Genomic DNA, 16,731 nt, shown 5'->3' with positions numbered 1-16,731 from the left:
GTGAAGGACGCCTTCGGTCTCCCCCAGTCCCTTCTCGTCCTCGGTGGTACGTCCGAGATCGCGCTGGCCACCGCGCGCCGCCTGATCGCCCGCCGCACCCGCACCGTCTGCCTCGCGGGACGCCCCTCGCCCGCGCTGGAGTCGGCCGCCGCGGATCTGCGGGCCCTCGGCGCCGACGTGCGCACCGTCGCCTTCGACGCCCTCGACCCCGAGTCCCACGAGACAGTGCTCGGCAAGGTCTTCGCGGAGGGCGACATCGACCTGGTGCTGCTCGCCTTCGGCGTCCTCGGCGACCAGGCCCACGACGAGCGCGACCCGGTGGCCGCCGTCCGTGTCGCGCAGACCAACTACACGGGCGCGGTCTCGTCCGGACTGGTCGCCGCCCGCGCCCTGCAGTCCCAGGGCCACGGCTCCCTGGTGGTCCTCTCCTCCGTCGCCGGCGAACGCGCCCGCCGCGCCAACTTCATCTACGGCTCCAGCAAGGCCGGCCTGGACGCCTTCGCCCAGGGCCTCGGTGACGCGCTGCACGGCACGGGCGTCCACGTCATGGTCGTACGACCCGGGTTCGTGCGCTCGAAGATGACCGCCGGGCTGGCGGAGGCACCGCTGGCGACCACCCCCGAGGCGGTCGCGGCGGCCGTCGAACTGGGGCTGCGGCGCCGCTCGGAGACGGTGTGGGTGCCGGGAGTGCTGCGGGTGGTGATGTCGGCGCTGCGGCACGTGCCGCGGGCGGTGTTCCGCAGGCTGCCGGTCTAGGGCTGGTCCAGGGCCGGTCTACCGGGTGGGGAGCGAGCCGCGGTCCAGGTGGGCGGCCTGTGGGGGCACCATCGGCCCGCCGAAGGCGTACTCGCGGAGCTTGCGCCAGACGCCGTCGGCGCCCTGTTCGTAGAGGGCGAAGCCGGTGCAGGACCACTCGGCCTCGAAGTCGGCGAGTTCCTCGAAGGCGCGGTCCATCGCCGCGTCGTCGATGCCGTGCGCCACGGTGACGTGCGGGTGGTAGGGGAACTGCAGTTCGCGGGCGATGGGCCCCGAGGCGTCGCGGACCTGCTTCTGCAGCCAGGCGCAGGCCTCGGCGCCCTCGACGACCTGGACGTACACCACCGGTGACAGGGGCCGGAAGGTGCCCGTGCCGGAGAGCCGCATGGGGAACGGGCGGCCCGTCGAGGCGACTTCGGTGAGATGCGCCTCGACGGCGGGCAGCTCGGTGTCGTCGACCTCGGTCGGCGGGAGCAGGGTGACATGCGTGGGGATGCCGTGAGCAGCGGCGTCGCCGAAGCCCGCGCGCCGCTCCTGGAGCAGGCTGCCGTGAGGCTCCGGGACCGCGATCGACACGCCGATCGTTACGGTCCCCACGTCGTCTCCTGTCGTCGTACCGGAAGGGCTGTCTGCTGTACTGCCGGATGCCGTGCCGGGTTCGTACTCAGTCGTACGGCTATCGACTGTACGGCCATGGCTGTGTTGTGGGCAGGCGCGAGCGGAGTGATGTGCAGCGCTCCGCCCGAGGAACTTGTGTGCGGTGGTGCGCCCGCGGGGCGTCCGCGGCGCCCGCTCAGTGCTTCGCGGGCAGGAAGCCCACCTTCTCGTAGGCCTGGGAGAGCGTCTCGGCGGCGACGGCGCGCGCCTTCTCGGCCCCCTTGGCCAGGATCGAGTCGAGCGTCTCGGGGTCGTCCAGGTACTGCTGGGTGCGGTCCCGGAACGGCGTCACGAAGTCGACGACGACCTCGGCGAGGTCCGTCTTGAGCGCGCCGTAGAGCTTGCCCTCGTACTGCTGCTCCAGCTCCGGGATGCTCGTGCCGGTCAGGGTCGAGTAGATGGTGAGCAGGTTGCTGACGCCCGGCTTGTTCTCGACGTCGTAGCGGATGACCGTGTCGGTGTCGGTGACCGCGCTCTTGACCTTCTTGGCGGTGGCCTTCGGCTCGTCGAGCAGGTTGATGAGGCCCTTCGGCGTGGACGCCGACTTGCTCATCTTGATCGACGGTTCCTGCAGGTCGTAGATCTTCGCCGTCTCCTTGAGGATGTACGGCTTCGGGATCGTGAAGGTCTCGCCGAAGCGGCCGTTGAAGCGCTCGGCGAGGTCACGGGTGAGCTCGATGTGCTGGCGCTGGTCCTCGCCGACGGGCACCTCGTTGGCCTGGTACAGCAGGATGTCGGCGACCTGGAGGATCGGGTACGTGAACAGGCCGACGCTCGCGCGGTCGGCGCCCTGCTTGGCGGACTTGTCCTTGAACTGCGTCATGCGGGACGCCTCGCCGAAGCCGGTGAGGCAGTTCATGACCCAGGCGAGCTGCGCGTGCTCGGGGACGTGGCTCTGCACGAAGAGCGTGCAGCGGTCCGGGTCGAGCCCGGCCGCCAGCAGCTGTGCGGCGGCCAGCCGCGTGTTGGCGCTGAGCTCCTTCGGGTCCTGCGGGACCGTGATCGCGTGCAGGTCGACGACCATGTAGAACGCGTCGTGGGACTCCTGCAGGGCCACCCACTGGCGGACGGCGCCGAGGTAGTTGCCGAGGTGGAACGAGCCTGCGGTGGGCTGGATTCCGGAGAGCACGCGGGGTCGATCAGAGGCCATGCGACCCATTGTCGCAGAGGGGTGGGGGTGGTTTCGGTGCGTGGGGAGCCGCATGCCGGTGGGCCGGTCGCGCCCACACGGCAGCGGCCGCGTGTCGGCACAGCCCCGCGCCCCTTACGGGACACGGGGCTCAGATGCGCCACTCAGCCGAGGTCGATCTCCGGGTACAGCGGGAAGCCCGCCACCAGGTCCGTCGCCCGGCGGGCGATCTCGTCGGCGACCTTCTCGTCCAGGACGTGGGCGGCCTTGGACGGGGCGCCCGACTTGGTGGTGCCCGGCTCGGTCGTCGTGAGCACACGGTCGATCAGGCCCGCGACCTCGTCCATCTCCGCCGTGCCCAGGCCCCGGGTGGTCAGGGCGGGGGTACCGATGCGGATGCCCGAGGTGTACCAGGCGCCGTTCGGGTCGGCGGGGATGGAGTTGCGGTTGGTGACGATGCCCGACTCGAGGAGGGCGGCCTCCGCCTGGCGGCCGGTGAGGCCGTAGGAGGTGGCGACGTCGATCAGGTTCAGGTGGTTGTCGGTGCCGCCGGTCACCAGGGTCGCGCCGCGGCGCATCAGGCCCTCGGCCAGCGCGCGGGAGTTGTCGACGATGCGCTGGGCGTAGTCCTGGAAGGCGGGCTGCCGGGCCTCGGCCAGGGCCACCGCCTTCGCGGCCATGACGTGCGGGAGGGGGCCGCCGAGGACCATCGGGCAGCCGCGGTCGACCTGGTCCTTGAGGGAGTCGTCGCACAGGACCATGCCGCCGCGCGGGCCCCGCAGGGACTTGTGGGTGGTGGTGGTGACGATCTGGGCGTGCGGGACCGGGTCGAAGTCGCCGGTCAGGACCTTTCCGGCGACGAGGCCCGCGAAGTGCGCCATGTCGACCATCAGGGTCGCGCCGACCTCGTCGGCGATCTCGCGCATGATCCGGAAGTTCACCAGACGGGGGTACGCGGAGTAGCCCGCGACGATGATCAGCGGCTTGAACTCGCGGGCCGACACGCGCAGCGCCTCGTAGTCGATGAGGCCGGTCGCCGGGTCCGTGCCGTAGGAGCGCTGGTCGAACATCTTGCCGGAGATGTTCGGGCGGAAGCCGTGGGTGAGGTGGCCGCCGGCGTCCAGGGACATGCCGAGCATGCGCTGGTTGCCGAAGGCCCGGCGCAGCTCGGCCCAGTCGGCCTCGGAGAGGTCGTTGACCTGGCGGACGCCGGCCTTCTCCAGGGCGGGGGCCTCGACGCGCTGGGCGAGGACGGCCCAGAAGGCGACGAGGTTGGCGTCGATGCCGGAGTGCGGCTGGACGTAGGCGTGGCGGGCGCCGAAGAGCTCCTTGGCGTGCTCGGCGGCGAGGGACTCGACGGTGTCGACGTTGCGGCAGCCGGCGTAGAAGCGGCGGCCGACGGTGCCCTCGGCGTACTTGTCGCTGAACCAGTTGCCCATCGCGAGGAGGGTGGCCGGGGAGGCGTAGTTCTCGGAGGCGATCAGCTTGAGCATCTCGCGCTGGTCGGCGACCTCCTGGCCGATGGCGTCGGCGACGCGCGGCTCGACGGCGCGGATCACGTCGAGGGCGGCGCGGAAGGCGGTGGACTCGGTGGAGAGGGGCTGCTGCTCTGACATGTCGTCGGCCTCCGGGTGGCGTGGGTGCTGGAGAGCGGTCACGGTTTCACGGTTCGGCCCAGGCGCACGGCACTGTTGTCACTCAAGGCCGCTCCCCGATGGTCCGTCCCATCCCAGCGCGCCAGTCACGGCCTGCTCGGAAGCCTACCGGGCGCGCCGGACGGCGAAGGTGCCGCGTCCACCATGCGAGCGACGATAAGAAGGGGGCAGCCGCATCTCCGGGAGGTCCCGTGAGCACGACCGAAGCGCTCATCTCCGCCGCCGACGCGCACAGCGCGCACACCTACCACCCCCTGCCGGTGGTCGTCGCCACGGCCGACGGGGCGTGGATGACGGATGTGGAGGGGCGGCGGTATCTGGATCTGCTGGCGGGTTATTCGGCGCTGAACTTCGGGCACGGCAACCGGCGGCTGATCGAGGCGGCCAAGGCGCAGCTGGAGCGGGTGACGCTGACCTCGCGGGCGTTCCATCACGACCGGTTCGCGGCGTTCTGCACTCAACTGGCGGAACTGTGCGGGATGGAGATGGTGCTGCCGATGAACACCGGGGCGGAGGCGGTGGAGACGGCGGTGAAGACGGCCCGCAAGTGGGGGTACCGGGTGAAGGGCGTGCCGGCGGAGATGGCGAAGATCGTCGTCGCGGGCAACAACTTCCACGGCCGGACGACGACGCTCATCAGCTTCTCCACGGACCCGGAGGCGCGGGCGGACTACGGGCCGTACACGCCGGGATTCGAGATCGTGCCGTACGGGGATGTGACGGCGCTGCGGGCGGCGGTGAGCGAGAACACGGTGGCGGTGCTGCTGGAGCCGATCCAGGGCGAGGCGGGGGTGCTGGTGCCGCCGGCGGGTTATCTGGCGGCGGTGCGGGAGGTGACGCGGGAGCGGAACGTGCTGTTCGTCGCCGACGAGGTCCAGTCGGGGCTGGGCCGGACCGGGCGGACGTTCGCGTGCGAGCACGAGGGGGTGGTGCCGGACGTGTACGTGCTGGGGAAGGCGCTGGGCGGCGGGATCGTGCCGGTGTCGGCGGTGGTGTCCAGTGAGGCCGTCCTCGGTGTCTTCCGGCCCGGGGAGCACGGGTCGACGTTCGGCGGGAATCCGCTGGCCTGTGCGGTGGCGCTGGAGGTGATCGCGATGCTGCGGTCGGGTGAGTTCCAGGAGCGGGCGGCACAGCTCGGGGAGCATCTGCTGCGGGAGCTGGGGGCGCTGGCCGGCACCGGGCGGGTGGCCGAGGTGCGCGGGCGCGGGCTGTGGGCGGGCGTCGACCTCGCGCGCGGGTACGGGACCGGGCGCGAGATCTCCGAGAAGCTCATGGACCGGGGGGTGCTGGTGAAGGACACCCACGGGCCGACGATCCGGATCGCTCCTCCGCTGGTGATCAGCAGGGAGGATCTGGACTGGGGGCTGGACCAGCTGCGGGCGGTGCTCGGCCTCTAGGGTCTCCCGGCCTCCAGGGTCTCCCGGCCTGCAGCGTCTCCCGGCCTGCAGCGTCTCCCGGCCTCCAGGGTCTCCCGGCCTACAGGATCACGTGGGGCAGGAAGCGGGCGTACTCGTCGGTGATCAGGCCGGAGGACTCGCGGATGCCGAGACCGGCGGACTCGTTCTCGACGACCCACGCGCCCAGGACGACGTGGTTGCCGTCGAAGGCGGGCAGCGGAGCCAACTCCTGGTAGCAGCAGGGCTCTTCGCGTGTGCCCGACGGCTTTGCCTCGTTGACGGCGGGGGCGGCACCCGGTTCGTGGACGGTCACGCCGGCGCCCTCGCGGCCGAGGAGCGGCTTGGCGACGTAGCCCGTGGTGCCCGCCAGTTCTCTCGGCCCGTCGAGGTAGGCGGGGAGGAGGTTCGGGTGGCCGGGGTACAGCTCCCACAGGACGGCCAGGAGCGCCTTGTTGCTGAGGAGCATCTTCCAGGCGGGCTCGATCCACAGGGTGGTGCCGGTGCCGCCGCCGTTGTCGAGGGTGTCGAGGACGTGGCCGGCGAAGCGGTCGGTGGTGAGCCACTCCCAGGGATAGAGCTTGAAGCAGCTGCGGATGAAGCGGAGTTGGTGGTCGACGAAGCGGCCGGAGAGCCGGTCCCAGCCGATGTCCTCCATGGGGATCCAGGCGGTGTCCAGGCCGGCCTGCTCGGCGGTCTCCTTGAGGTAGGCGACCGTCATGAGGTCCTCGCCGAGTTCGTCGGCGGTGGAGTGCGCGAAGTAGAGGGGGCTGCCGGGCGGGAGGAGCGGGGCCTGTTTCCGCCAGGCGTCGACGAGGCGTTCGTGGAGGGAGTTCCACTGGTCGGCGCCGGGGAACCGCTCCTCCATCCAGAACCACTGGGGGCTCGCCGCCTCGACCAGGGAGGTGGGGGTGTCGGCGTTGTACTCCAGCAGCTTGGCCGGGCCGGTGCCGTCGTAGCGCAGGTCGAAGCGGCCGTACACCGACGGGAGTTCGGCGCGGCGGTGCCATGCCTCGGTGACCGCCTCGGCGACGCGCGGGTCGGTGATGCCGAGGTCGGCGAGGCGGTTCTCGGAGACGAGGTGCTCGGCCGCGGCCAGGCACATGCGGTGGAGTTCCTCGACCACCTCCTCCAGTGCCTCGACCTCGGCGAGCGTGAAACTGTAGTAGGCACTCTCGTCCCAGTAGGGGCGCAGGGTGCCGTCGGGGTGGCGGGTGAGCGGGTAGACGAGCCCCTGTTCCTCGACGGTCTGCTGCCAGCCGGGGCGGGGCTCGATGGTGTGGCGTTCCATACGGCGTGTCCTGTGGGGTTCCTCGTCAGCCGCCGGAGCTGCCGCCGTCGCTGCCGAAGCCCCCGCGGTCGACACCGCCGCTGCTGCTGCCGCCGCTGCTGCTGCTCGAACCGCCGGATCCCTTGCCGGGCTTGGTGAAGGAGCCGCCGTTGACCCAGGATCCGCTCTTCTTGCCGCCGTAGTACCAGGCGCCGCCGGTCGTGGTCTTCGTGGACTTGCAGTTCTTGTCGGAGACGACCTTGTATCCCTTGCCGAGGGTGTAGCTGTCGCTGTCGACGCAGCGCTTGTCGGGGTCGGAGGAGCAGGCGGTGAGGGCCGCGGCGAGCACGCCCACACTTCCGAGTACGACCGTGCCCGAGCGAAGTTGCCTCCGTGCGTCCGCCATGTTCTGTCTCCCCGTTGTGTGCTGCAGGTTGTGCCTGGTTTCCGGCGGTCAGCCTAGAGAGGGGTGTGGGAGCGTGGTCCACGGCCCCCTGGTCCGGCCGTTCGTCCGCAGTCCGTTTGCGCCGCTCGGCACGGTGTGGTCCCTCGGTGCGGTGGTCGGCTTCGACGCGGCTTCGGCACTGTCGGTCCTGTCCGGGCCGGCCGCACTTCGGTTGATCCGGATCACGCCGTGAGGGCGGTTCCGGCGCCCGTTTCGATCTCGGAACGAGCCCGATCGATTCCCTCGTCGGCCGATTCCGGTCGCACTCGGACATGAATCCCCCATGGTCCGGAAGGCCGATCGTCGGCTTTCTCGGACTTGCCGGCAAGCGCTTCCAGGAATTCCGGGAAAAGTTACCCGCAGTATCGCTCGACAGAAGATGCCAAGTCCATCGAAAAAGCCGCCAAGGGTCACGATTCGGACAGTCGTAGAAGTTTGAACGAACTGTGAACGCGGGGCCGTTCCCTTCCGTACTCAACGCCGTGACCAGTAATCCCGTCACCGTCACCCTGGCCTATCAGGTGGCGCCGGGCCACGAGGCCGACTTCCACTCCTGGGGGTGGGCCATGCTGGGCGCGAGCGCGCGGCAACCGGGCTTCCTGGGGGGTGGTGTCCTCGTCGACCGAGAGGCGGAGTGGCATGTGGTCTATCGCTTCGCCAGCGAAGGCATGGCTCGGGCGTGGGAGGACTCGACCGCCCGGATGGAGTGGGACAGCCGGGTCGAGAGGCTCGCCCGGCGGACGGGGCGCAGGAGCGTGCGGGGCTCCCAGATCTGGTTCGAGTCCCAGACCGCGCAACCCGCCGCGCCCGCACCGCCGAAGAAATGGAAGTTGTGGTTCGTGAATATGAGCGCCGTGTTCCCACCGGTGCTCGGGTTCAATGTGATCGTACTCCCCTATCTCGGCGGCCTCAATCCGTTCGTCCGTACGCTGCTCTTGTGTCTGTGTGTGACAGCGCTTGTCACCTGGATTCTCATGCCGCGGCTTCAGCGTTTCTTCAAGAAATGGCTGTATCCGCCGCTCCAGGCGCTGCGGGGACGCCACAGGCGACGGACCGCATAGGCCCGAGAACGACCAAAGGGAGGTGGGCGGGTGAAGACCCTGCTCATCGACAATTATGATTCGTACACGTACAACCTGTTCCAGCTGATCGCCGAGGTCAACGGCGAGGAGCCGGTGGTGGTCCTCAATGACACCCCGGCCGACGCGATTCCCGACCTAGCCCGGTTCGACAACGTGGTGGTGTCACCCGGTCCCGGGCACCCGGCCGACGCGCGGGACTTCGGCATCAGCGCGCGGGTGCTCGCGGCCGCCACGATCCCCGTGCTCGGCGTCTGCCTGGGCCATCAGGGAGTCGCCCTGGGCGAGGGAGCCGAGGTGGGGCCGGCGCCGGAGCCGCGGCACGGGCACCTGTCCACGGTCCGGCACGACGGGCGGGACCTGTTCCAGGGAGTGCCCCAGGGCTTCACCGCGGTCCGCTACCACTCCCTCGCCGTGCGCGAGCCGCTGCCCGCGACGCTGGAGGCCACGGCGTGGTCCGAGGACGGTGTCCTGATGGGGCTGCGGCACCGCAGCCGGCCCCTGTGGGGACTGCAGTTCCATCCGGAGTCCGTCCTCACCGACCACGGCCACCGCATGCTGGTCAACTTCCGTAATATCACAGCCGAGTTGGCCCGCAAGCCGCGTACGAAGAACACCGCCGTCACCCCGTCCGCGGCCGCGATCCCCCACCCCGCGGTTCCCCGCCCCGCGGTCCACCGCCCCGCGGCCGTCGGCTCCGCGGACGCCCCGTCGGGCGTGACCGTCCCGCGGCCCCGGCGCCCCGAAGGCCCGGCCTACCGTCTGCACACCCGCCGTATCGCCACCGCGGTCGACACGGAGGCCGCCTTCACCCGCATGTACGGCTCCTCGCCACGGGCGTTCTGGCTGGACAGCTCCCGGGTCGAGCGGGGGCTCTCCCGCTTCTCCTTCTTCGGCGACGACAGCGGCCCGCTCGCCGAGTTCGTCCGGTACGACGTCGACACCGGCCGCTGTGAGATCGAGCGGGCGGGGCGGCCCCCGCGCAAGGTCGCGGCGAGCGTGTTCGACTACCTCAAGCGGCAGCTGACGAACCGCCGGGTGGACGCCACCGGGCTGCCCTTCGACTTCACCGGCGGATACGTCGGCTACTTCGGCTACGAGACGAAGGCCGACTGCGGCTCCCCCAACCGCCACCGGGCCACCACGCCGGACGCCTGCTGGCTGTTCGCCGACCGGCTGATCGCGGTGGACCACGAGGAGGGCCTCACCTACGCGGTCTGCCTGGCGGAGGACACCCCGCAGGCCGCGAGGGAGGCGGCCGACTGGCTCGAGAGCGCGGTGGCCCAGCTCACCTTCGTGTCCCCGGATCCGGACCGGGCGCCGCAGACGGGGCCGGCCGAGCCCGACCTCGGTGCCGCCGAGCCGTGGCTGGTCCGCGACCGGGCGACGTATCTCGCGGACATCGAGGCCTGCAAGCGGGAACTGCGGGCGGGCACCAGCTACGAGATCTGCCTGACCGACGCCGCGCGTCTGCCCGCCCCGTCCGACCCGTACGGCTTCTACCGGGAACTGCGCCGCGCCAACCCCGCGCCGTACGCGGCCTTCCTGAGATTCGGGGAGCTCGACGTGGCCGGTTCCTCCCCCGAGCGCTTCCTGCGGATCACCCGGGACGGCGTCGCCGAGGCCAAGCCGATCAAGGGAACCGCGCCGCGCGGCGACACCCCGGAGGAGGACGCCCGGCTGCGGGACGCGCTGGCGGCCGACGCCAAGACGCGTGCGGAGAACCTGATGATCGTCGATCTGCTCCGCAACGACCTGGGCCGGGTCTGCCGGACCGGGACGGTGCGGGTCTCCCGGCTCATGGCCACCGAGTCGTACGCCACCGTGCACCAGCTGGTCTCCACCGTCGAGGGCCGGCTGCGCGAGGGCACGGACGCGGTGGACTGTGTCCGCGCCTGCTTCCCCGCCGGGTCGATGACCGGCGCGCCGAAGCTGCGCACCCTGGAGATCATCGACTCCCTCGAGACCGAGGCCCGCGGCGTCTACTCCGGCGCCCTCGGCTACCTGGGGTGCAGCGGCGGCGCCGACCTGGCCGTCGTCATCCGCACGGCCGTCCTCGCCGACGGTCTGCTGCACCTGGGTGCCGGTGGCGCGATCGTCCTCGACTCCGATCCGGCCGCGGAGTACGACGAGATGCTGCTGAAGACAGCGGCCCAGATGCGGGCCCTGCGGAGCGTGCAGCCCACGCCCGGTGTCCGGGCCGCCGTCCCCGCACCGGCCCGGTCCGGCTCCCGCAGCGACGCCACCCCCGTCCCGGCCACCCCTGAGGAGGCCACGCGATGAACACCCGGCACCCCACCACCGACGCACGGCCCACGGACACACCGGCCCCGCGCGACTCCGTCGCTCCCCGAGCCACGACGGTTCGGAGCGTCACCGTCGTCCCGCTGGCCGACAAGGCTGCGCGCCAGGCCCTCGCCGAGGAGGCCGACCGATGAAGTGCGAGCGCACCACCACGGCCGCACGGCCCACGGCCCCACCGGCCCCGCGCGGCTCCGTCGCTCCCCGAGCCACGACGGCTCGGGGCGTCACGGTCGCTTCGCCGGCCGCCAAGGCTGCGCGCCCGGCCACCGCCGAGGAGGCCGCCCCCGGCAATCTCGCCGCCGGGCTCGCCGCGTTGGCCGCGTTGCGGGGGTGGACGGAGCGGGTCGCGTTTCGTCAGGGGCATCGGGTCTGGACCCACGGGGAGGTGCACACGCTCGCGGCTCGGGCGGCCTCCGTGCTGCGGGAGCACGGTGTGCGTCCCGGTGACCGGGTGGTGCTCGCGCTGCCCGACGGGGTCGCCTGGGTGACGGCCTTCCTCGGCATCGCCCGTCTCGGGGCCGTGGCGGTGCTGGTCAACCCGGAACTCCCCGCCGCCGAACACGCGTTCATCGCGCAGGACAGCGAAGCCGTGCTGTGCGTGACGGGACCGGGCCTGGAGGACAGGTTCGCCGACCGGGCGGGCCTCGGCGCCGACCAGCTGCTCGCGCTCTGTGCCACCGCCGAGCCGGCCGACGCCCATCAGGTCGACGCGCACGCTCCCCTGTACATCCAGTACACCTCCGGCACCACGGGCCGCCCCAAGGGGGTCGTGCACACGCACGCCGACCCGAAGACGTACCACGACCTGATCGGCCGGCGGCTGCTGCGGATCACCCCCGACGACGTGACCCTGTCGGTCTCGAAGCTGTACTTCGCCTACGGCTTCGGCAACGCCTTCGTCTTCCCACTGTTCTCCGGCTCCTCCGCCGTGCTGGTGGACCGCCGGCCGACCCCCGCCGCCGTCGACGAACTCGTCGCCCGGCACCGGGTGACCCTGCTCTACTCCGTGCCGTCCGCCTACGCCGCGCTGGTCGCCGACCGGGGCAGCGGGCACGAGGCCTGCTTCGCCTCGGTGCGCGCCGCGGTGTCGGCCGGCGAAGGGCTGCCGGTGGAGCTCGGGAGGCAGGTCAGCGAGCTGCTCGGCGCGCCGGTCCTCGAACAGATCGGCTCCACCGAGGCCGGGCACGCCTTCTGCGCCAACGGCGTCGACCACAACCACCCGGGCACCGTCGGCCGCCCCGTACCCGGCTTCGAGGTGGAACTGCGCGACCGTGCCGGGCGCCCGGTGCCGGACGGCGTGGAGGGCGAACTGTGGGTGCGCGGGCCGACGGTGACGCCCGGCTACCTGAACCGGCCCGAGGAGACGGCCCGCACCCTGGTCGGCGGCTGGCTCGCCACCCACGACCGGGCCTGCCGCGAACCGGACGGCACCTACCGGCACCTCGGCCGCAGCGACGACATGGAGATGGTCGGCGGCATCACCGTCTCCCCGCTGGAGGTGGAGGCCGTGCTGCGCACCCACCCGGCGGTGAAGGAGGTCGCGGTCGCGGCCGTGACCGACGGACGCGGCGCCAGCCGGCTGCGCGCCTTCGTCGTACCCGTGGCCCAGCCGGCGGCCCGCCTGCAGGACGAACTCCTCGGCCTGGCCCGCGACCGTCTCGCCGCCTTCAAGGTCCCCCGCAGCGTCAGCTTCGTGACGTCGCTGCCGCGGACCCCCACCGGAAAGCTCCGCCGCCACCTGGTCCGCCGGGGCGCGTGGTGAGCCCTACAGAAAGGAGCGGTCCCATGCCCCAGCAGTCCCTCTTCAGCGACCGCGCGTTCTATCTCGGCCCGGTGTTCCGCCAGGCGGCCGACCGTCACGGCTCCGTTCCGGTCACCCTGGACCGCCCGCTGGACGTCGCCCCCGCGCTCGGCGTCGATCTCGGTTACCCCGAGCTGGCGGACCTGGTCGAGGACCTGTCCGGCCGCCTGTGGGAGGCCGGGGTACGGCCCTCGGAACAGGTGGTCGTCCACAAGACGGACAACGTCGACATCATGCTGCTGGCCTGTGCCGTGTCCCGTGTCGGCGCCGTGCCGGTGCTGCTGTCGCCCGCCCTGGCCGGCCCGGTCGTCGGGCAGTTGCTCGGGCGGCTCAGCCGGCCCTGGCTGATCACCGACCGCGCCAGGCTGGACGGCCCGCTGCAGGACGTCGACGTCGCCGCGCTCGTACGGGGGACGCTGTCCGTGGACAACGCACCCGGAGCCGTCTCCCTGGAGAAGTACGCCGGCGCCGAACCGCCGGCGCCCGTCCGGCTGCACCCCCGCGAGCCCTCCCTGATCACCCACAGCTCGGGCACCACCGGTGTTCCCAAGCTGGCCGTGCACTGCGCGAACAGCATGTGGAACCGGCTGGTGCCGCAGCAGGCGATGGGCTGGCCCACCCGTGGCGAGACCGCCGCCCTGCACATGTCCTTCGTGCACTCGCGCTTCTACCATCTGCTCGGTGTCCTGCTGCACTTCGGCAGTCCGCTCGTGCTGATCACCGACCCGGAGCCGGCCTCGGTGGGACCGCTGCTGGCCCGGCACCGGCCCGGCATCGTCGAGACCCACCCCAACACGTTCGTGCTGTGGGAGGAGCTGGCCGACGCTCCCGGAGCGCCGCTGTCCCGGGTGCGGTCCTACGGCTCCACCTTCGACGCGATCCATCCGCGCACCGTACGGCGGCTGCTGGACGCCTCGAAGCGTCGTTCGCCCTGGCTGATCCAGCTGTACGGGCAGAGCGAGACGGGGCCGGTGGCGTTCCAGTGGTTCACCCGGCGCAGTGCCGCCCGCGCGGACGGCCGCCGGGTCGGGATCGGGATACCCGGCTTCACCCGGGTCCGGGTCACCGACGACCACGGCAGGCGGACCGCGCCCGGCACGCCCGGCCGGATCGAGGCCCGCACCAGGGGCCGCATCCTCACCTACCTCGGCGCCCGGGAGCAGTACGAGCGGCAACTCGACGGCGAGTGGTGGCAGATGGGCGACATGGGCTACCGGAGCCGTCTGGGCGCCCTGCATCTCATCGACCGTGAGATCGACCAGATCGACTCCGTGCACAGCAACCTCGAGGTCGAGGACACGCTGATGGACCGCCTGGAGGAGCTGCGCGAGGTCGTCATCGTGCCCGGCGCGGACCGGGAGCCGGTGCCGGTGGTGTGCGTCCGGGGCGAACGGCCGCTGGATCCGGAGCGCTGGCGGGAGGCCACGGCCGACCTGCCCGCGATGGCCGAGCCGCGGCAGTGGCGGTTCGAGGAGCTGCCGATGACCGCCACGTGGAAGGTGAAGCGGGTGGAGATCAGCCGCATGCTGGCCGAAGGTGCGCGCGCGTGAACGAGGTCGTGGTGGTCGGCGCCGGTCCCGTGGGCCTGTCGGCAGCGCTCGCGCTGCGGGCCCGCGGGCTGGACGTCGTCCTGCTGGAAGCCGACCCGGAGGACCGCGAGCGGCCGGGCAGCCGCGCCCTGTTCGTGCACCGGGAGACCCTCGGCCTGCTCGACGGGATGCAGCCGGGGCTCGCCGCCGAGATCGCCTCGTACGGGCGGACCTGGCAGACCAAGCGGACCTTCTACCGGGGGCGTGAGGTGTACTCCCGGACCTTCCCGCCGCCCTCGGGACCGCCGCCCTTCACCAGCCTGCGCCAGCTCGACACCGAGCGCTTCCTGCGGGCCGCCTGCGAGCGGGCGGGGGTGGAGTTCGTGTGGGACGCCCGGGTGCGGGACGTGGACGTCACGGAGACGGGTGTCGTACTGACCGGCGAGGACGGGCGCAACTGGACCGCCGGGTACGCCGTCGCCGCCGACGGCGCCCGCTCCACCCTCCGGCACGCCCTGGGCATCGCCATGGAGGGCAGTCACGCCGAGGGGTTCCACGTCGTCGTCGACGTGGCCGACGTCCCGGGCGCCGAGCTGCCGCTGGAGCGGGTCTTCCACTACGAGCATCCGGGGGTGGGCGGGCGCAGCGTGATGCGGGTGCCGTTCACCGGGGGCTTCCAGGTCGACCTGCAGTGCCGCGACGACGACACCCGGGAGGCGTACGGCACCGAGGAGGCCGTACGGGCCTGGCTGCCCGCGGTGGTCGGGGACGGGTACGCGGAGCGGATCCTGTGGGTGTCGACGTACCGCTTCCTGCACAAGGTCGCGGCCTCGTTCACGGATCCGCACCGGCGGGTGCTGCTCGTCGGCGAGGCGGCGCATCTCTTCCCGCCGTTCGGCGCGCGCGGCATGAACAGTGGGATCGCGGACGCGGCGGCGGCCGCGGAGGCGATCGCCGCCGGGTCGGCGGAGGCGGTCGCCTACTTCGACGCGTCCCGGCGTGCGGCGGCCCTGTTCAACAGCTCGGCCGCCGCGACCGCTCTGGACCACCTGCGGCCCAAGCGCCGGATCGTGCGGGTCAAGCAGCGCGCGGCTGCGGCGCTCGCGCCGGTGGTGCCGTGGTGCGGCTCGTGGCTGGAGCACGCGCCGTACGGGCCACGGCACGGGGCGCCGGCGCTCGCGGGCCGCAAGTACTGAGAAAGGAACGTCGGTGGCACAACCGGGGACGGTGGAGGAACTGTTGGCGTGGACGCCCGGCCGGGGCCTGGCGTCCGGTGCGGGGGCCGGCGGGCGATTGCTCGTGGCGGACTCGTGGCTGGTGCGCGACGGCCGGGTGCGGGGTCTCGACCGGCACCGGGAGCGCTTCGCGCGGGCCTGCGGCGAGTGCGGCGGGCCGTCGCCGCGCCGGCTCGTGGAGTTCTGGCGGGACATGACGGACGCGCTGCCGCGCACGGGCGAGTGGTTCCCGCGGGTGGAACTGGCGGCCGGCTCCCTGGAGCTGCGGCTGCTGCTGCGGCCCGCGCCCCCGCTCGGCACCGGGATCCGGGTCTGGGCGGCGGGGCAGTCCGATCCGCGCACCGTCCCGCGCCGCAAGGGACCGGACCTGGAGGCCCTGGCCCGGGTGCGGCGGCGGGCGTCCGGTGCGGGGGCGGAGGAGGCGGTGCTGATCGCGGCCTCCGGCGCGGTGCTGGAGGCGACCACCGCCAGCGTGCTGTGGTGGGAGGAGGACACCCTGTGCCTGCCCTCGCCGCGGCTGCCCGTCCTGCCCGGCGTGACCCTCGGCCTCATCGAGGAGCGGGCCCGGCACCACGGCATCCGCGTCGCCCACCGGGAACGGACGGTGGCCGAGCTGGACGGCCGTGAGGTGTGGCTGGTCAACGCGCTGCACGGCATCCGGCCGGTGACGGAGTGGACGGGACGGCCGATGGCGGCGGGGCCGGCGGTGCGCGCCCCGGAATGGCGGCAGTGGCTGGACGATCTGGCAGAGCCGCTGCCGGCCCACTGAGTTTCCGTACCGGACCCATGTTTCCGTACCGGACCCATGTTTCCGCACCGGACCATGTTTCCGTGCCGGACCCATCGGTTTCCGCACAGAAAGATGCGCCGGATCGAATTCGATACGACTTCGATTCGACCCGGCGCATTTTCCGCTGCCCTGATTCAGTTAATGGTGCGGCGCTGCGTCGAGTTCTTCGTTCAGCTCTTCTTCTGAGCGGGCTGATAAGCCCCCGGAACCATGCGGGTCGCGATGGCGATCCGGTTGTAGGCGTTGATGACGGTGGCCGCCCAGATCAGTGCCGCGATCTGCTCCTCGTCGAAGACCTCCGCGGCCTCGGCGTACACCGCGTTCGGGACGTGACCGTCGTGCACCAGGGTGACCGCCTCGGTCAACGCCAGTGCGGCGCGCTCCCGTTCGGTGAAGAAGGGGGTCTCCCGCCAGGCGTTCAGCGCGTAGACGCGCTGCTCGGTCTCGCCCTGGGCGCGGGCGTCCTTGGTGTGCATGTCGAGGCAGAACGCGCAGCCGTTGATCTGCGAGGCACGGATCCTGATCAGTTCCAGGATTTCCGGTTCGACCTTGGCGTCCTGGGCGGCGGAAACGGCGGCGCCATGCAGGGAACCCATCGCCGCCGACACGTCGGGGGTGATTTTCTTCAGGGCGACGCGGGATATGGAATCACTAGTGCTCATGGGGTGACTCTAACCGCAGTATCGG

At 71.9% G+C, this 16,731-nt stretch carries 15 protein-coding genes and 1 riboswitch; of the genes, 9 read left to right on the top strand and 6 right to left on the bottom strand.

All coding sequences use genetic code 11. The features are described 5' to 3' along the window. A complete protein-coding gene (dprE2, locus tag IE263_RS07630) occupies window positions 1–756 on the top strand; it encodes a decaprenylphospho-beta-D-erythro-pentofuranosid-2-ulose 2-reductase (RefSeq protein ID WP_189933613.1) in 756 nt (251 codons plus the stop codon). 18 nt (window positions 757–774) lie between these two features. Here the strand turns inward: dprE2 and IE263_RS07625 are convergent, their stop codons facing one another. From IE263_RS07625 to IE263_RS07615, 3 genes are all read right to left on the bottom strand, one after another. After that, window positions 775–1,353: a 2'-5' RNA ligase family protein gene (locus IE263_RS07625; RefSeq protein WP_189933611.1), complete on the bottom strand. Its 579-nt coding sequence runs from the start codon at window positions 1,351–1,353 to the stop codon at window positions 775–777. A 196-nt stretch (window positions 1,354–1,549) separates the two neighbouring features. Then, window positions 1,550–2,563 carry a tryptophan--tRNA ligase gene (gene trpS / locus IE263_RS07620; RefSeq protein ID WP_189933608.1) on the bottom strand — a complete coding sequence of 338 codons (1,014 nt, stop codon included), beginning with the start codon at window positions 2,561–2,563 and terminating at the stop codon, window positions 1,550–1,552. 143 nt (window positions 2,564–2,706) lie between these two features. Next, window positions 2,707–4,158, bottom strand: coding sequence for a glycine hydroxymethyltransferase (locus IE263_RS07615; protein WP_189934298.1), 1,452 nt, complete (start codon window positions 4,156–4,158; stop codon window positions 2,707–2,709). A 49-nt stretch (window positions 4,159–4,207) separates the two neighbouring features. Continuing rightward, window positions 4,208–4,297, bottom strand: a riboswitch (ZMP/ZTP riboswitch). A gap of 91 nt (window positions 4,298–4,388) precedes the next feature. On the opposite strand from IE263_RS07615, the gene rocD reads away from it, so the two are divergent. Further along, on the top strand, window positions 4,389–5,594 hold the full coding sequence (rocD, locus tag IE263_RS07610) for an ornithine--oxo-acid transaminase (RefSeq protein ID WP_189933606.1): 1,206 nt from the start codon (window positions 4,389–4,391) through the stop codon (window positions 5,592–5,594). Between the two features lie 79 nt (window positions 5,595–5,673). Here the strand turns inward: rocD and IE263_RS07605 are convergent, their stop codons facing one another. Together IE263_RS07605 and IE263_RS07600 are read right to left on the bottom strand one after the other, a co-directional pair. After that, window positions 5,674–6,882, bottom strand: a complete 1,209-nt coding sequence (locus IE263_RS07605; RefSeq protein WP_189933604.1) for a glutathionylspermidine synthase family protein — start codon at window positions 6,880–6,882, stop codon at window positions 5,674–5,676. Window positions 6,883–6,907: 25 nt separating this feature from the next. Further along, window positions 6,908–7,267: a hypothetical protein gene (locus IE263_RS07600; RefSeq protein ID WP_189933602.1), complete on the bottom strand. Its 360-nt coding sequence runs from the start codon at window positions 7,265–7,267 to the stop codon at window positions 6,908–6,910. A 521-nt stretch (window positions 7,268–7,788) separates the two neighbouring features. Here IE263_RS07600 and IE263_RS07595 point away from each other — a divergent pair. From IE263_RS07595 to IE263_RS07565, 7 genes are read left to right on the top strand one after another with little or no spacing between them, the layout of a single operon-like run. Then, window positions 7,789–8,367, top strand: coding sequence for an antibiotic biosynthesis monooxygenase (locus tag IE263_RS07595; protein ID WP_189933600.1), 579 nt, complete (start codon window positions 7,789–7,791; stop codon window positions 8,365–8,367). A 30-nt stretch (window positions 8,368–8,397) separates the two neighbouring features. Then, complete coding sequence (gene pabB / locus IE263_RS07590; RefSeq protein WP_189933598.1) at window positions 8,398–10,668, top strand: aminodeoxychorismate synthase component I; 2,271 nt, start codon at window positions 8,398–8,400, stop codon at window positions 10,666–10,668. After that, window positions 10,665–10,823 (top strand): hypothetical protein, encoded by a 159-nt coding sequence (locus tag IE263_RS07585; RefSeq protein WP_189933596.1) that lies wholly within the window; start codon window positions 10,665–10,667, stop codon window positions 10,821–10,823. Before pabB ends, IE263_RS07585 begins: the two co-directional genes overlap by 4 nt. After that, window positions 10,820–12,451, top strand: coding sequence for a benzoate-CoA ligase family protein (locus IE263_RS07580; RefSeq protein WP_189933595.1), 1,632 nt, complete (start codon window positions 10,820–10,822; stop codon window positions 12,449–12,451). The genes IE263_RS07585 and IE263_RS07580 overlap by 4 nt, the downstream gene beginning before the upstream one ends. 23 nt (window positions 12,452–12,474) lie before the next feature. Beyond that, the gene (locus tag IE263_RS07575; RefSeq protein ID WP_189933593.1) at window positions 12,475–14,040 is read left to right on the top strand and encodes a class I adenylate-forming enzyme family protein; all 1,566 of its coding nucleotides are present in this window, start codon (window positions 12,475–12,477) and stop codon (window positions 14,038–14,040) included. Further along, window positions 14,037–15,215 carry an FAD-dependent oxidoreductase gene (locus IE263_RS07570; protein ID WP_189933590.1) on the top strand — a complete coding sequence of 393 codons (1,179 nt, stop codon included), beginning with the start codon at window positions 14,037–14,039 and terminating at the stop codon, window positions 15,213–15,215. The genes IE263_RS07575 and IE263_RS07570 overlap by 4 nt, the downstream gene beginning before the upstream one ends. Window positions 15,216–15,228: 13 nt before the next feature. Next, window positions 15,229–16,023: an aminotransferase class IV gene (locus IE263_RS07565; protein ID WP_229910839.1), complete on the top strand. Its 795-nt coding sequence runs from the start codon at window positions 15,229–15,231 to the stop codon at window positions 16,021–16,023. 191 nt (window positions 16,024–16,214) lie between these two features. Here the strand turns inward: IE263_RS07565 and IE263_RS07560 are convergent, their stop codons facing one another. Next, window positions 16,215–16,706, bottom strand: coding sequence for a carboxymuconolactone decarboxylase family protein (locus IE263_RS07560; RefSeq protein ID WP_189933588.1), 492 nt, complete (start codon window positions 16,704–16,706; stop codon window positions 16,215–16,217). Window positions 16,707–16,731: the final 25 nt, after the last annotated feature.

It is taken from the genome of Streptomyces aurantiogriseus, assembly GCF_014649375.1.
GTDB lineage: Bacteria > Actinomycetota > Actinomycetes > Streptomycetales > Streptomycetaceae > Streptomyces > Streptomyces aurantiogriseus.
This window is presented reverse-complemented; position numbering and strand designations above follow the sequence as displayed.

Coding starts and splice junctions, on each gene's coding strand:
- IE263_RS07615 (WP_189934298.1), bottom strand. CDS start 4,158: ATGTCAGAGCAGCAGCCCCTCTCCACCGAGTCCACCGCCTTCCGCGCC.
- IE263_RS07575 (WP_189933593.1), top strand. CDS start 12,475: ATGCCCCAGCAGTCCCTCTTCAGCGACCGCGCGTTCTATCTCGGCCCG.
- trpS (WP_189933608.1), bottom strand. CDS start 2,563: ATGGCCTCTGATCGACCCCGCGTGCTCTCCGGAATCCAGCCCACCGCA.
- IE263_RS07605 (WP_189933604.1), bottom strand. CDS start 6,882: ATGGAACGCCACACCATCGAGCCCCGCCCCGGCTGGCAGCAGACCGTC.
- IE263_RS07600 (WP_189933602.1), bottom strand. CDS start 7,267: ATGGCGGACGCACGGAGGCAACTTCGCTCGGGCACGGTCGTACTCGGA.
- IE263_RS07585 (WP_189933596.1), top strand. CDS start 10,665: ATGAACACCCGGCACCCCACCACCGACGCACGGCCCACGGACACACCG.
- IE263_RS07560 (WP_189933588.1), bottom strand. CDS start 16,706: ATGAGCACTAGTGATTCCATATCCCGCGTCGCCCTGAAGAAAATCACC.
- IE263_RS07580 (WP_189933595.1), top strand. CDS start 10,820: ATGAAGTGCGAGCGCACCACCACGGCCGCACGGCCCACGGCCCCACCG.